Here is a 13,732-nt window from a genome sequence, read left to right as displayed (position 1 = left end):
AACGGAAGACCAAATGCTGGCACTTCACAAAGCCCCAATCCGCCGTTGGGTCGCTCTCCTGTTTGCTGCGGGAATGCTCGCAGCCTGCCAGGAAGACGCAGTTGATCCGGTTTCCGAAGCAGAAGCAAAGCTTCACGCTGCGCCGAGGCCGGCGAAAATCTTTACGGTGACAGACCAGATAGGTCTGCTGGAGCGGCGGTTTGCGGGCCGGGTTGCGGCGGTAAAGACCGTCGACCTGTCCTTTCAGGTGCCGGGCAAGCTTGTTGCGCTTCCGGTTCTGGAAAGCCAGCGCGTGAAAGAGGGAGACCTGATCGCCACTCTGGACACGACTGACTACGACCGCGCCGTTCGCGAGGCGACGATCAATGCGGAGCAGGCAAAGAGGGAACTCGACCGGCTGGAAACCCTGCGCGAACGGTCCGTGATCTCACAGTCCGCCTACGACGAGCAGAAGAACAAGCACGACCTTGCGCTTGAGACGTTGAAGGAAGCCAAGCAGAACCTCGAATACACCACGTTGAAAGCACCTTTCGACGGGATCGTCTCCGTACGCCTGGTCGACAATTTCACCACGGTCAGTGTCGGCACACCGGTTGTGCGGCTTCACGATGTGTCGGAAGTGCAGGTGGACATCAACGTTGCCGAGGCGCTGTTCGGACGGGTATCCGAGTCCGAAGTCGCCTCGATCGAGGCAAGGTTCCCGGCCTACGGCGACAAGCTGTTTCCGCTGACCTACCGCGAGCATTCCAGCCAGGTCGATGATGTGGCGCAAACCTATCGCATCACCCTTGCCATGCCTCGCGACGGCGTAGAGCAGCTGTCACCCGGCATGACGGCTTCTGTCACCGTGAAGTTTCTGCCGGAAGGTCTGGAACTGGGAGAACAGTTCCTGGTGCCTTCAAGTGCAATTGCCGTCGACGGTGATGGCAGCGCCTACGTCTGGAAATTCGATACAGATACAGGCGCCGTGTCTAAGAACCCGGTCGAAATCGGCACGGTCATGGGCGACTTCATTCCGGTCCGCTCCGGCCTGGACAAAGGCGACGACATCGTTTCCGCCGGCGTCGCCTATCTCAGCGACGGCCAGGTCGTGCGGCGTTTGAACTGATCCGGTTCCGGACAGGCAAGAGGATCAGAAACCTTGGATATTGCACGCTACTCCATTCAAAAGCCGGTCAACACCTGGATGATCGTGATCATGTCGCTTCTGGGCGGGCTCTGGGGCCTGTCCACCGTGGGGCGGCTGGAAGATCCTGCGTTCACCATCAAGCAGGCTCAGGTAATCACCAGCTATCCAGGCGCAACCGCGGCTGAAGTCGAAAACGAAATTACCGAAAACCTCGAAACGGCCATCCAGCAGATGCCGCAACTGGATCTGATCACATCCGTGTCGGAGCCCGGCCTGTCGCGCATCAGCGTCGAAATCAAGCCAACCTACGACGGCGAGGAATTGCCTCAGGTCTGGGACGAATTGAGGCGCAAGGTCAATGACGAGGTCCGGAACCTGCCGACAGGGGCGGGCACACCGCTGGTCTATGACGATTTCGGCGATGTTTATGGCCTTTTCTACGCCTTCACTGCCGACGGTTATACCAACCGGGACATTCGCGACACGGTCAAGCGTATCCGACGCGAACTCCTGACTGTTCCCGGGGTCGGCAAGGTGGAAGTTGCCGGCGAACCGCAGGATGTCATCTACCTGAATGTCAATCAGGACAAGATGGCCGGGCTCGGCATCACCTTCACCGACGTGATCGGTGTGCTGGATGCGGAAAACCGTATCCAGACCAACGGGTCGGGTGTTTCCGGTGACAAACGCATTCGCCTCATGACGGCTTCCGCCTTTGACGACTTCCGCGGCATTCAGGATCTCGTCATCGGCAGGGCAGGGTCGACGGCAATGATCCGCCTGTCCGACATCGCGACGCTTGAGTTGGGCGAACCGGAGAAGCCGGACAGGTTGATACGCCATGATGGCCACGCGGCGGTGACGATCGGCGTGTCCCAGGTCGATGGCACCAACATTGTCGAAGTCGGCGAACGGGTGATCGAAAAGCTTGCCGCCGTCGAAGCGCAATTGCCTGTCGGCATGCAGATCCATCCCATCTACGAGCAGAATATCGTGGTCGATGAATCCGTAAACGGCTTCATCATGAACCTTGCGGCCTCCGTCGTCATCGTGATCGGTGTTCTGGCGCTGTTCATGGGGTGGCGCGCGGCAATTGTGGTCGGCACGGTTCTTCTGTTGACCGTGATGGCCACCGTTCTGTTCATGCGCATCTTCGCCATCGAGATGGAGCGCATCTCGCTCGGTGCGCTTATCATTGCCATGGGCATGTTGGTGGACAACGCCATCGTGGTGGCGGAAGGCATGATGATCAACATGCAGCGTGGCCAGAAGGCGATTGAGGCAGCCAGCCGCGTCGTCGCTCAGACCATGTGGCCCCTGCTGGGGGCAACCGTCATCGGCATCATGGCATTCTCCGGCATCGGCCTGTCCCCGGATGCTACCGGTGAGTTTCTGTTCTCGCTGTTTGCCGTGATCGGGATATCGCTGCTGTTGTCGTGGGTCTTCGCGATCACTGTGACCCCGCTGTTCGGCAAGTACTTCTTCAGAACCGCCACCGGCAATCTGGACGATCACGACCCTTACAAGGGCATCCTCTACAGGGTCTATCGCGCGTTTCTGATTGGCTCCCTGCATGTACGGCTGCTGACCGTTGCCGCTCTTGTCGGGATCACGGTTGTCTGTGTCATGGCCTTCGGCAACGTGAAACAGGCCTTCTTTCCGGACAGCAACACGCCGATCTTCTACGTCCATTACTGGTCACCCCAGGGAACCGATATCCGGTCGACCGAGGCGGACCTGAAGGAGATGGAGAAAATCGTCCTTTCGGATGAGCGGGTGGCAACCGTCACAAGCTTTGCGGGCGGTGGTGCGACGCGTTTCATGCTGACCTACGCACCGGAAGACGCCAACCCGGCCTATGGCCACATGATCATCCGGACGCATGATCGTGAAGAAATCGACATGCTGGCGCTCGAGTTGAGGGAGAAGTTCGCCGAACGGTTCCCGTCTGCTCAGATCATCACCAAGCGGCTGGTGTTCGGTCCCGGTGGCGGTGCCAAGATCGAGGCACGGTTCTCCGGTCCGGATGCCGATGAGCTCAAGCGGCTCGGCAACGAGGCGCAGGCGATCTTCGCGATGCCCGACAACAAGCTTGCCGACGTCAACACGAACTGGCGCCAGCGCGAACTTGTCGTGCGGCCGATCTTCGATGAAGATCGCGCCCGCATTTCCGGCGTCACCCGAGAGGAATTGTCGGTCGCCTTGCAGTTTTCGACCGAAGGTATTCGCGTCGGTTCCTACCGCGATGTCGACGAGAGCATTCCGATTGTCGCCCGCAAGGCCGAGCAGAACGGCATCTCCGTCAACGAGAGCGTGTCGGACTCCCTGGTCCTGAGCAGCAATGAACGCCGCTATGTGCCAATCGAGCAGGTTGTGCGGGAATTCGTGATGGAGCCTCAGGATACGCTCATCCATCGCCGTGATCGCGTGCGCACGCTCACGGTGAAGGCTGAGACGACTGCGGGCGAAACCGCGACTGCTGCTCTTGCAAGGGTCCGTCCGCAAATCGAGGCCATCGAGCTGCCGCCGGGCTATGCGCTGGAGTGGGGCGGTGAATATGAAAGCACCAACGATGCGCAGGCATCTCTGGGTGCGCAGCTGCCGCTCGGTTTCCTGGTCATGCTGATCATCTCGATCCTGCTGTTCGGCTCCGTGCGTCAGCCGCTGATCATCTGGCTGATGGTGCCCATGTCGATCAATGGTGTTGCCATTGCCTTGCTGGCCACGGACACAGCCTTCGGCTTCATGTCGCTGCTCGGCTTCCTGTCCCTTTCCGGCATGCTGATCAAGAATGCCATCGTGCTTCTGGAAGAGATCGATCTTCTGATTGGCGAGGGCAAGGACAAATACCAGGCAATCGTCGATGCCAGCGTCTCGCGTATGCGGCCGGTGATGCTGGCTGCGATCACCACCATCCTCGGCATGGCACCGCTTCTGTCGGATGCCTTCTTCCGGGGCATGGCAGTGACGATCATGGGCGGTCTGGCGTTTGCCACCGTGCTGACCCTGATTGCCGCACCCGTGCTCTATGCCCTGTTCTTCCGGGTTCGCCCGCCGAAGAAAGACAAGACGAAGGCGGAGCCGTCAGTTCCGGCGGATGCAGTTCCGGCCAAGTAACTCCGGACGCAGTCACTTACGAACTTGAAAGGCGGCCTTCGAGCCGCCTTTTGTCTTTCTCTCAAATGACGACCCAATACCAACCACCACCGGTGCCCATGGCTTGACCATGGGATCCAAACCGTTACGCCAGGGAGCGCAGGAAACACGGAAATGCCGTTCCCGTTTTCGCTATGGCCGCTAGAGCCATCTAGTCTCATGATATCAATATCTTGTCGACGTATCCGGACTCATTTTCTCAGTCTGTCTTTCAGCCACGACTGAGTTTCATGTGCCGGTTGACGTCCTTGTAGAGCAGATAGCGGAACTTGCCTGGCCCACCGGCGTAACAGGCTTGCGGGCAGAAGGCGCGCAGCCACATGTAGTCACCGGCTTCAACCTCGACCCAGTCCTGATTGAGCCTGTAGACGGCTTTGCCCTCCAGCACGTAAAGCCCGTGCTCCATCACATGGGTTTCGGCAAACGGGATAACGGCTCCCGGTTCGAAGGTAACGATGGTCACATGCATGTCATGACGCAGGTCGTCCGGCACGACGAAACGGGTGGTTGCCCACTTGCCGTCCGTTCCCGGCATTTCGGTCGGCTTGATCTGTTTTTCGTTCGTTACGAATGCATCCGGGGCAGCCAGTTCCTCGACTGCTTCATAGGCTTTTCGGATCCAGTGAAAACGGACTGGAGCATCGGCCGAATTTTCAACTGTCCAGGCGCAACCGGCCGGTAGATAGGCGTATCCGCCGTCTTCCAGTACGTGCCCAGTCCCCTCGATTGTCAGCGACAGTTTTCCTTGCACCACAAAGAGAACCGCTTCTGCATCGGCGTCCTGCTCCGGGTTCTTGCTGCCGCCGCCCGGCTGCACTTCCATGATGTATTGGGAGAAGGTCTCTGCAAATCCGGAGAGGGGGCGTGACAGGACCCAAAGCCGGGTCTTTTCCCAGAACGGCAGATAACTGGTGACGATGTCACGCATCGTTCCCTTCGGGATGACGGCATAAGCCTCCGTGAAGACAGCCCGGTCGGTCAGCAGCTGGGTTTGTGGCGGGTGACCGCCGCTTGGGGAGTAGTAGGGCGATGAGGTCATGCGGGTTTCCCTGAACCGTTGCCGAAACAGTGTTTCGAGCTGAATTAGAAAGCGCGGCTTACGTGAAGGCAACGAAAAAGAAAACCCGCCAGCGAGGCCTGCGGGCGGGATGTCCAGCTGGATGGTCAGCGTGGTCCGGATGGCGGAAATCCGGTTGGGGCCGAGAACCCGTCCTCTTTTCGGGACGTGGTTCTAACGTGCCGAGACCATCTCGCGCTGGACTGTGCTCCTTGCGGTCTTGACGTTGTCGAGCACCTTGGGGCAGGCGGCGCCCGACGTCTGTTTCTCGCGCAGGAACGAGGCCATGCGAGCATCGATATCCTTCAGGCGGGACTGTCTGGAAGGCGTGCGCTGCAGGGCTGCAAAGGGTGAAAAGAATGGCAGAAACGGATTCATTCAAAACCTCCCGATTGGCGTTGTGTTGCCGGTCAATAGACCAGCTGAGAGGAGCTCAAGTTGGTCTCGATCCGGGTAATCTCATCCCGTAACCGAAGCTTGAATTTCTTCAACGACCGTATGTGCTGCGTATCCGGATAAGGGTGCATTTCCTCTCTGCGGATCAGGGAATCCAGGGTGTTGTGCTGGCTGCGCAGCGACTTCAGTCTGTTGTACATCGCCTGCTCCTCTTTCGTGGGCTGTGTCTGTGACACCCTTGATATGGATACGAGGAGAGAATAGATGAAATACATTGTTTCGATTGATTTGATAGAAATTATCTATCGTACAGGGAGGCGACATGCGGTTTCGGCCATCTTCACGGCAGCTGGACTATTTCGTTGCACTTGCAGAAACCTTGCACTTCGGCAGGGCTGCCTCTCGCTGCCACGTCTCGCAGCCGACACTTTCGGCGCAATTCAAGCTGCTTGAAGAGCAACTTGGCTGCACCTTGCTGGAACGCGGCAGCGGGGGGATCAGTCTGACGGCGTCCGGTGAACGCCTGCTGCCGCTTGCACGGCGTACCCTCGAAAATCTCGACGAAATCGTGACTGTCGCCCAGGCAGGACAGTCCAATCTCGGCGGTCTGATCCGCCTTGGGGTCTCGCCCACATTCGGGCCGTATTTCATGCCCTACCTGTTGCCGATCCTGAAACGCGAATTTCCGCTTCTTGAGCTCTACATCCGCGAAGACAGGCCCAATCTCCTGGAAGAGGGACTGATGTCCGGTGCACTCGACTGCATTCTGACACCGGATTTTGCGTCATCGGATCAGTGGACGGCACAGGTGCTGTGCCGGGAAAGCGTTTCACTTGCCGTGCCGAAGACGCACCCCTTGGCTGGTGTCGAAGTGATCCCGGTGGATATGTTGCGCGGCGAGAAGCTGCTTGCACTCGGTCAGGGGTTTCGCCTCCACAACGATGTTCAGGCATTGGCACATGCCGCGGGTGCGGACTTCCGGCAGGACTATGAAGGCACAAGCCTTGATGCCTTGCGCCAGATGGCTTCGATCGGCATGGGGTTGGCACTCTTTCCGGCCGCTTACATTGCGTCCGAGTTCGGAAAGGAGCCGGATCTTCTGTTGAAGAAGATCGAGGGCTTGCCGATGCGCCGGACGATGTATCTCGTCTGGCGATGCGGGTCTTCCCGAACCACCCATTTCGAAAACCTTCTGTCCCTTGCGCTCCAGGCGGTGAACAGCATGAAAGTTGAGGGGGTCGAGCCAGCCTGAAAGAGGCTCACAAAGGTAATTGGAAGCGCAAAGCCGTAAAAGAGGAACGGATGGTCTCCCGTGCCACGTAGTCCTCCCCATATTGCCGGTCCGCTAAAAACGTGCCAGCCTCGCAGGTACCGGCGGAGGAGGAGAGCCCCATGCCTGAAATTTCAAGCGACCGCGATTGCCAGACCGTCATTACCACTTTCGAAATGACACCGGGCACATGCTACGACCTTCTGGACGAACTGAAGGACGCATACGAGAATTTCATAAGCCATCAGCCGGGTTTCATTGGCGCCGGGTTGCATGTAAACGATGCTCAAACCCGTATCGCCAATTATTCGCAGTGGCGCCGACGGGAGGATTTCCTGGCCATGTTGCGTTCACCGGAAATGCGTGAGCGCAACCGGCGTATCAGTTCATTGTGCAAGAGTTTCGAACCGGTGATGTACGACGTCGTGGACGCCTACGACTGACCTCACCTTCATGACAGAAATCGTGATGGCGCCGGTCATGAACGACCGGCGTTGCGCATCGCTCCGGGCTCCTGGAACAGGGGCCGGAGGTTCCTTGCGAGACTTCCCGCATTTTTCGGAAACTTCCATGTCCTATCAGATTGTCGATTGCCGCTCGTTTGGTGCTGACCAGCTGTGCGAGGCCTTGAACACTGCTTTCTCGGATTACGTCACGCCACTGCATCTGAGCGAGAAGGATTTCCGTGAGTTTCAGCGCCAGCGCGGGTTTTCGGCAGAGCATTCCTTCGTGGCAATGGCAGGGGAAGAGATTGCAGCCTTCTGGTTTTCGAGCTTGCCGAACTCCAGTTATGGCAACAGGGCCTATACGTTGTCCGTCGGGACCAGTCCGGAACATCGTCGCAAAGGCTTGTCGAAAAAGCTTCTTGCAGCGGTCCTCAAAAAACAGCTGGAGGTCGGCGCGAAAGGCCTGCAGCTTGAGGTCATCACGACAAACGAAAAGGCGGTTGCTGCTTATGAAGCCTTTGGCTTTCGCCGCGAAAGGACACTTGGTGTCTTTCGGCTCGTGAACAGCAAGGCGATCAAGGCGCATGTCGGAGAGTGGGTGCTGGAGCGGATCGGGTTGCACGATCTTCCCGATGATGCCGGCCCCTATTTCGATACCTTGCCGACCCCCCAGAACAGTGTTGCCGGGCTTCGTGGTTTGAGCCCGGATATCCATCTTCTGGCTGTTCACCATGATGATGAAATTCTGGGGTGGGGGGCGAGTTTTGCCGATGGCGCGGTCGCGCAGATCGCCGTTCACAAGAACCACCGTCGCCAAGGCATTGGCCGAGCCTTGTTGCAGGGGCTGATGGAGGCCCTGGGCGGATCCGAACTGCGGTTTGTCAACGTCGACACCGCTGCGCAAAGCGCCAACGCATTCCTGCGCCTGTCAGGTGCGGAAGAGCTGCTGCAACAATACGAAATGCGGCTTGATTGCTAAGTGCACATCAAGGTTCAGGTCTCTTGGTCAATCTTGCGGAACGGCGCGTGTTCGGTCAGCGTCTCGTTCTCGCGTTCGACGGCAAGGCGTTCGTGTTCAAGAAAATCGGCGACAGCCTGATGTAGCCCTTCATGGGCGATCCAGTGGGCGGAATAGGTGGTGGTCGGCAGATAGCCGCGCGCCAGCTTGTGGGCACCTTGAGCGCCGGCTTCAACGCGCTTCAACTTGTTGGCGATGGCAAAATCGATCGCCTGGTAGTAACAGAGCTCGAAATGCAGGAACGGATGGTGCTCGGTGCAGCCCCAATGGCGCCCGAACAAGGTGTGCGAGCCGATGAAGTTGAGCGCACCGGCAATGTATTGGCCATGCCGTTTGGCGAGAACCAGCAAGGTGCGGTCAGCCAGCCTCTCATTGATCAGCGAATAGAATTTCCGGTTCAGATAGGGGCGGCCCCACTTCCGTGAACCCGTGTCCATGTAGAATTTGTAGAAGGCGTCCCAATGGGCCTCTGTCAGATCGGACCCGGTGACCCATTCCACCTCAATGCCCTCAGCGCTCAGGGCTTCGCGCCGCTCTTTCTTGACGGCCTTGCGCTTGCGCGACGCCAGATCTGCCAGAAAGCCATCGAAATTGTCGTAACCTTGGTTTTCCCAGTGAAACTGCTGATCGGTCCGTTGCAGATATCCAAGCTCACCCAGACTGTCCCATTCCGGTTTGGTCAGGAAAGTGGCATGCACGGATGAGGCCCCGGAGCGCTGACACACCTGCACCAGACCGGCGGCAAGCGCTTGCAGGCCCGCTTCACGGTTGACACCGGCACCTGTCAGGAACCGGCGTCCGGTTGCCGGCGTGAAGGGCACGCTGATCTGAAGTTTCGGATAATAGTCACCGCCTGCACGGTAGAAGGCGTCGGCCCAACCGTGGTCGAACACATATTCGCCTTGCGAATGGCTCTTGAGATAGGCCGGCACGGCACCGAGAACCTCGCCGCCACCATCTTCCAGCACCATGTGTCTGGGCAGCCAGCCTGTAGCTTCCGTTGCACATCCGGAAGCCTCCAGAGCCTCCAGAAAAGCGTGGGACAGGAACGGATTGAAATCAATGTCCTCACCGGCAAATTCGGAACCGCCGCCAAGTGCTCCGGAAAGCTCGGCCAACGCCTCGCATTTCGGGTCCTTCTTCAAGAGCCCCCGTCCGGAAAGTTGCCAGCCTGGATTGGCCACCTGATCCCAGTTGGAGGCGGTGACATCCTTCAAGGAAGACAGGATTCGCAAGGTCGCTATCTGTCCGCCGTCATCTGTAGCCGGGGAGTCGCTGTCCGTGGACCGGGAGGAGGTCATGCGTCAGAAGAAACCAAAGTTTGAAACCATACTCTTGATGTAGCGCTGGTATTTTGCAGTGCAAGAGGTTGATGTCGTGTAATGGTTATTTCTACAGGGAACGGGCTGCGCTCCTGTCCGGATCAAAGCCCTCGAAAACGATCTGGTCTGCGTAGCGATCGGCCTTTTCCCGTTGTTCGGTGGTCCTCACCGTCCAGGACATCAGCGGCACCTTGAACACAGAGCGCAGCAGACTGGGTCCTACCTTTGGCAGGTCCTTGACGCCGTAGGAAATGAAATGCGGGCGCGTGCGCGGTGCATGCAGGATATGGCGCAGGATGAACCGGTCGACACGGCTGTAGCGGGCATAGTCAGGACCGGGCTCGGCGCCGTCGGCGACGATACCGCGCAGCACCGAGGCGTTGCGGGCCTTTGCAATGGACAACATGTCCGGATCGAATGACTTGATGCATGCAGAGCCTTTGTAGCCCGCCACCTGGTCCGTCACGTGACGGACAAAGTCCATTTGCGCATCACGGCGCATCAACGACTTGATCTCGACCACCAGAGGTACGCGGCCGTCGACAAGATCGAACAGATCCTTCAGGAGCCAGAGCTTGTCTGTTCCGGTCTTCATGTGAATGCCGGTGAGCTCGGATGCGGCCAGGTCGATAACCCTGCCGGTTCCCTCCGCAAGGCGCTCCAGCGTGTAGTCATGGAACACCAGAGCTTCGCCGTCCGCCGTTTCCTGTACATCCACCTCGATCGCGAAATTCTTGTCGATTGCATGCTGAATTGCGGTAGGCGTGTTCTCGATGACGCCGTTGTCGGCATCGTGATAGCCCCGATGGGCGATCGGGCGGGCGAAGATGGCTTCGAGTTCCGGTGTCATGGCGGGGGCTCGTCAGGAAGGAAAATGCCTCACCGGCCGGTCCGGTGTGGCTTCGGGAAGAGTGTGGGGGAGGCCAGGCTCCCCGCAAGCAGTCACTCTTCGATTTCGAAAATCGCTTCGATCTCGACAGCAGCACCGAAGGGCAGGGACGCGGCGCTGACTGCGGAGCGCGCATGGCGGCCCTTTTCGCCCATCGCCTCTACCAGGAAGTCGGATGCGCCGTTGATGACCTGCGGCTGGTCGACGAATTCGGCTGTGGAGTTCACGAAGCCGACGATCTTCACCAGTCGCGCAACCTTGTCGAGATTTCCGGTGGCAGCCTTTGCCTGGGCAAGGAGGTTGATGGCGCACAGCTTGGCAGCGGCCTTGCCTTCATCAATGCCCAGACCGTCACCCAGTTTGCCGGAGATCTGAAGCTTGCCACCTGCCATCGGCAACTGGCCGGAAACGAACAGCTGATTGCCGGTCTGCAGGAAAGGCACATAGTTGGCCGCGGGTGCCGCCGCTTCCGGAAGGGTGATGCCAAGTTCGTTCAGCCGGGCTTCGATCGCGCTGCTCATGGGTGTCTCCAAGTTTGAGAGCTTCCGGCGTGTCTTGGCGTAATTCGTCACAGGTGACAAGGCCAAAATGGGGCGTGTACGGTAAAAGGAAACTGTGGAGGAGCTTGGTTTCGTTTGCCGCGGTCACCACTTTAGAAAGGCGAATTGTGAAATAACAGGCTGGCGGGGCTTGGGGCATCGTTGCACATTCGCGGTGGCGGAATGTGCAGTTTGCCGCATAATGTGTGGAACCGGTCCAGGTGGCGCTTCCACCAGGACGAGAATGAGGTTTTTTTGATGCAATGCGTTCCGAAGTCAGTGTCCTCGACCGTTGGTGCGATCGTTATGGCCGCCGCAGCTTTTGCGGTGTCTGGCGCGACCGACGCTGATGCGAGCGGCACTGTCGGCTTTAAACTCGTGCCCCATCGCGCCGTTTACGACATGAACCTGGGAGACAGCGAGGAGCAAGCCGGGATCGCAGGCCTCGACGGACGCATGGTCTACGATTTCTCCGGAAGCGCTTGCGAGGGCTACAGCGTCAATTTCCGCTTTGTTACCGAGTTTCGGGATACCGACGGTGGTTCACAGATCACTGATCTGCAGACGACTTCCTTCGAAGAGCCGCGTGCCGAGAGCTACCAGTTCCTGTCCAAGACCTTTGTCGATCAGAAACTGGTTGAAGCGACCCGTGGAACGGCACGGAACGGAAAGAAAGCACGTACTGTCGAACTGAAGGAACCTTCGGAAAAATCGCTGGAGATTGGCCGGGAAGTGCTGTTTCCGACCGAGCATCTTCTGACGATCTTGAAGTCAGCCGAGGCGGGTGTCCATTTTGTTGCAGCCGATATCTATGACGGCGCCGAAACCGGAGAAAAGGTTTACGCCACGACGACGGTGATCGGCGCCAAAGCCGTCAACGACGCAAAAACCGATGCTGACCATGTGGATGCACCGCTGTCCGGCAAGAGCTACTGGCCCGTTACCGTCGCTTACTTCGACCCGAGTGCCGAGGACGCAAGTGGAGAGCTTCTGCCGGTCTATCAGCTGTCATTCTGGCTGTATGAAAACGGCATCAGCGGACACCTGAAGCTCGACTACGGCGATTTCACCATCCAGGGCAAGATGGCGTCGCTGGAGCTTTACGACGAGTCCGAGTGCCCGCAGCAGTAACCTGGCAAGACCGTTTATAAAAATGATCGGGTGACAGGCGGACTACTTGTCACCCTGCTTCTTGGCTTCCTTCGCAGTGCGCGCTGCGTGCGTGAGGCCGAGTTCGACAGCTGACGTTCCGAACTTGTCCCGAAGCCGATCCACCGCCAGTTCCGCATTCTTCCGTCGTTCGGCCGACTGGTCGAGCAGGTCTCTCGGATCGGCCCGGTCCGCGTTTTCCAGATCACTGACGCCGATGCCGATAAGCCGGAAGCGGCGGCCATCGGCTTCGATCTGAAGAAGGTTCTCACCCGCTGCGTAGATCTTGTCGGCCAATTGGGTCGGATCGGAAAAATGCCTCGCGCGGGTGATCGTCTTGAAGTCGGCGGTTTTCAGTTTCAAGGTCACACCGCGTCCTGAGAGTTCCGCCTTCTTGAGCCTCGCAGACACTTTCTCGGCCAGGTTCCTGAGAATGGGACGCAGGGTATCGAAACTCGAGATGTCAGTGAAGAAGGTGGTTTCCGCGGAAACGCTTTTCGCGCCCCGTTCAGGAGTGACTTCGCGGCTGTCATCGCCATGCGACAGGCGGGCCAGACGCAGGCCGATGGTGCCGTATCGGCGGGCGAGATCCGTCGCCTCCATTTCCTGCAGTTGCCCAATGGTGCGGATACCGTCTTTCTCCAGCTTTTTCTGGAACACCTTGCCGACACCCCAGATGCGGCCCACTGGCATGGCCGCCAGCACATCTTCGGCTTCCTCAGCGCCGATGACGGAGAACCCACGCGGCTTTTCGAGATCGGACGCAAGTTTTGCCAGAAACTTGTTGGGGGCAAGGCCGACAGACGCCGATATGCCGATATCGGCTTCCATGTCGCGTATGAAGCCCGCGAGTGTTTCCGCCGGAGACTTCTTGTGAAGGCGTTCGGTGCCCGTCAGATCAAGAAAGGCCTCGTCGATGGACAAAGGCTCCACCAGGGGCGTGAGCGCGCGCATTCGTTCACGGATCTCCTTGCCGACGCTCGCGTATTTGGCCATGTCAGGCTTGATCACGATCGCTTGCGGGCATGCCTCAAGCGCCTTGAACATGGGCATTGCGGACCGCACACCGTAGATGCGGGCGATGTAACAGCATGTGGAAACCACCCCGCGCTGACCTCCGCCAACGATTACCGGCTGGTCCTGCAGCTCCGGATTGTCGCGTTTTTCGATCGAGGCATAAAAGGCGTCGCAATCAATGTGGGCAATGGCCAGCGTGTCGAGTTCCGGATGCTTGACCAGCCTCGGGCTGCCGCAGCGGGTGCACCTGGCTGCCGACGGGGCGAGGCGGGCACCGCAGTCTAGGCAAAGGGCACGTAAGGGCGGAACGGGTTGGGACACGGCGTTGGCAATCGGCTGCGGTG

Annotated in this window: 13 protein-coding genes; 6 read left to right on the top strand and 7 right to left on the bottom strand. The window is 58.7% G+C overall.

The window, feature by feature from the left end:
* Nucleotides 1-13: 13 nt before the first annotated feature.
* Both FIV03_RS22735 and FIV03_RS22730 read left to right on the top strand, forming a co-directional pair.
* A complete protein-coding gene (locus FIV03_RS22735) occupies nt 14-1,108 on the top strand; it encodes an efflux RND transporter periplasmic adaptor subunit (RefSeq protein ID WP_152511075.1) in 1,095 nt (364 codons plus the stop codon).
* Between the two features lie 33 nt (nt 1,109-1,141).
* On the top strand, nt 1,142-4,246 hold the full coding sequence (locus FIV03_RS22730; RefSeq protein ID WP_152511074.1) for an efflux RND transporter permease subunit: 3,105 nt from the start codon (nt 1,142-1,144) through the stop codon (nt 4,244-4,246).
* A 250-nt stretch (nt 4,247-4,496) separates the two neighbouring features.
* Here the strand turns inward: FIV03_RS22730 and FIV03_RS22725 are convergent, their stop codons facing one another.
* The 3 genes from FIV03_RS22725 to FIV03_RS22715 all read right to left on the bottom strand — a co-directional run bounded on the left by FIV03_RS22725 (nt 4,497) and on the right by FIV03_RS22715 (nt 5,938).
* Nucleotides 4,497-5,324, bottom strand: coding sequence for a bifunctional allantoicase/(S)-ureidoglycine aminohydrolase (locus FIV03_RS22725; protein WP_152511073.1), 828 nt, complete (start codon nt 5,322-5,324; stop codon nt 4,497-4,499).
* 192 nt (nt 5,325-5,516) lie between these two features.
* A complete protein-coding gene (locus FIV03_RS22720; protein WP_055653717.1) occupies nt 5,517-5,720 on the bottom strand; it encodes a hypothetical protein in 204 nt (67 codons plus the stop codon).
* Nucleotides 5,721-5,752: 32 nt separating this feature from the next.
* The gene (locus tag FIV03_RS22715) at nt 5,753-5,938 is read right to left on the bottom strand and encodes a YdcH family protein (RefSeq protein WP_031270751.1); all 186 of its coding nucleotides are present in this window, start codon (nt 5,936-5,938) and stop codon (nt 5,753-5,755) included.
* 122 nt (nt 5,939-6,060) lie between these two features.
* On the opposite strand from FIV03_RS22715, the gene FIV03_RS22710 reads away from it, so the two are divergent.
* The 3 genes from FIV03_RS22710 (at nt 6,061) to FIV03_RS22700 (ending at nt 8,433) form a co-directional block, all read left to right on the top strand.
* Nucleotides 6,061-6,990: a LysR substrate-binding domain-containing protein gene (locus tag FIV03_RS22710; RefSeq protein ID WP_152511072.1), complete on the top strand. Its 930-nt coding sequence runs from the start codon at nt 6,061-6,063 to the stop codon at nt 6,988-6,990.
* 140 nt (nt 6,991-7,130) lie between these two features.
* Nucleotides 7,131-7,451 carry an antibiotic biosynthesis monooxygenase family protein gene (locus tag FIV03_RS22705; RefSeq protein WP_055653719.1) on the top strand — a complete coding sequence of 107 codons (321 nt, stop codon included), beginning with the start codon at nt 7,131-7,133 and terminating at the stop codon, nt 7,449-7,451.
* Nucleotides 7,452-7,578: 127 nt separating this feature from the next.
* Complete coding sequence (locus FIV03_RS22700) at nt 7,579-8,433, top strand: GNAT family N-acetyltransferase (RefSeq protein ID WP_173013917.1); 855 nt, start codon at nt 7,579-7,581, stop codon at nt 8,431-8,433.
* Between the two features lie 14 nt (nt 8,434-8,447).
* Here FIV03_RS22700 and FIV03_RS22695 read toward each other — a convergent pair whose 3' ends face one another.
* From FIV03_RS22695 to FIV03_RS22685, 3 genes are all read right to left on the bottom strand, one after another.
* Complete coding sequence (locus FIV03_RS22695) at nt 8,448-9,773, bottom strand: GNAT family N-acetyltransferase (RefSeq protein ID WP_173013916.1); 1,326 nt, start codon at nt 9,771-9,773, stop codon at nt 8,448-8,450.
* Nucleotides 9,774-9,864: 91 nt separating this feature from the next.
* Nucleotides 9,865-10,644: a glycerophosphodiester phosphodiesterase family protein gene (locus FIV03_RS22690; RefSeq protein WP_152511070.1), complete on the bottom strand. Its 780-nt coding sequence runs from the start codon at nt 10,642-10,644 to the stop codon at nt 9,865-9,867.
* Between the two features lie 92 nt (nt 10,645-10,736).
* A complete protein-coding gene (locus tag FIV03_RS22685; protein WP_152511069.1) occupies nt 10,737-11,204 on the bottom strand; it encodes a RidA family protein in 468 nt (155 codons plus the stop codon).
* A 276-nt stretch (nt 11,205-11,480) separates the two neighbouring features.
* Here FIV03_RS22685 and FIV03_RS22680 point away from each other — a divergent pair, with 276 nt between their 5' ends.
* Nucleotides 11,481-12,353: a cell envelope integrity EipB family protein gene (locus FIV03_RS22680; RefSeq protein WP_209009758.1), complete on the top strand. Its 873-nt coding sequence runs from the start codon at nt 11,481-11,483 to the stop codon at nt 12,351-12,353.
* 42 nt (nt 12,354-12,395) lie between these two features.
* On the opposite strand, the gene FIV03_RS22675 is transcribed toward FIV03_RS22680, so the two are convergent.
* Nucleotides 12,396-13,709, bottom strand: a complete 1,314-nt coding sequence (locus FIV03_RS22675; RefSeq protein WP_152511068.1) for a DNA polymerase IV — start codon at nt 13,707-13,709, stop codon at nt 12,396-12,398.
* Nucleotides 13,710-13,732 lie beyond the last annotated feature (23 nt).

Origin of the sequence: Labrenzia sp. THAF187b, from assembly GCF_009363375.1 — a bacterium.
GTDB lineage: Bacteria > Pseudomonadota > Alphaproteobacteria > Rhizobiales > Stappiaceae > Roseibium > Roseibium algicola.
The sequence above is the reverse complement of the archived record's forward strand: the minus strand, read 5'-3'. Positions and strand labels throughout refer to the sequence as shown.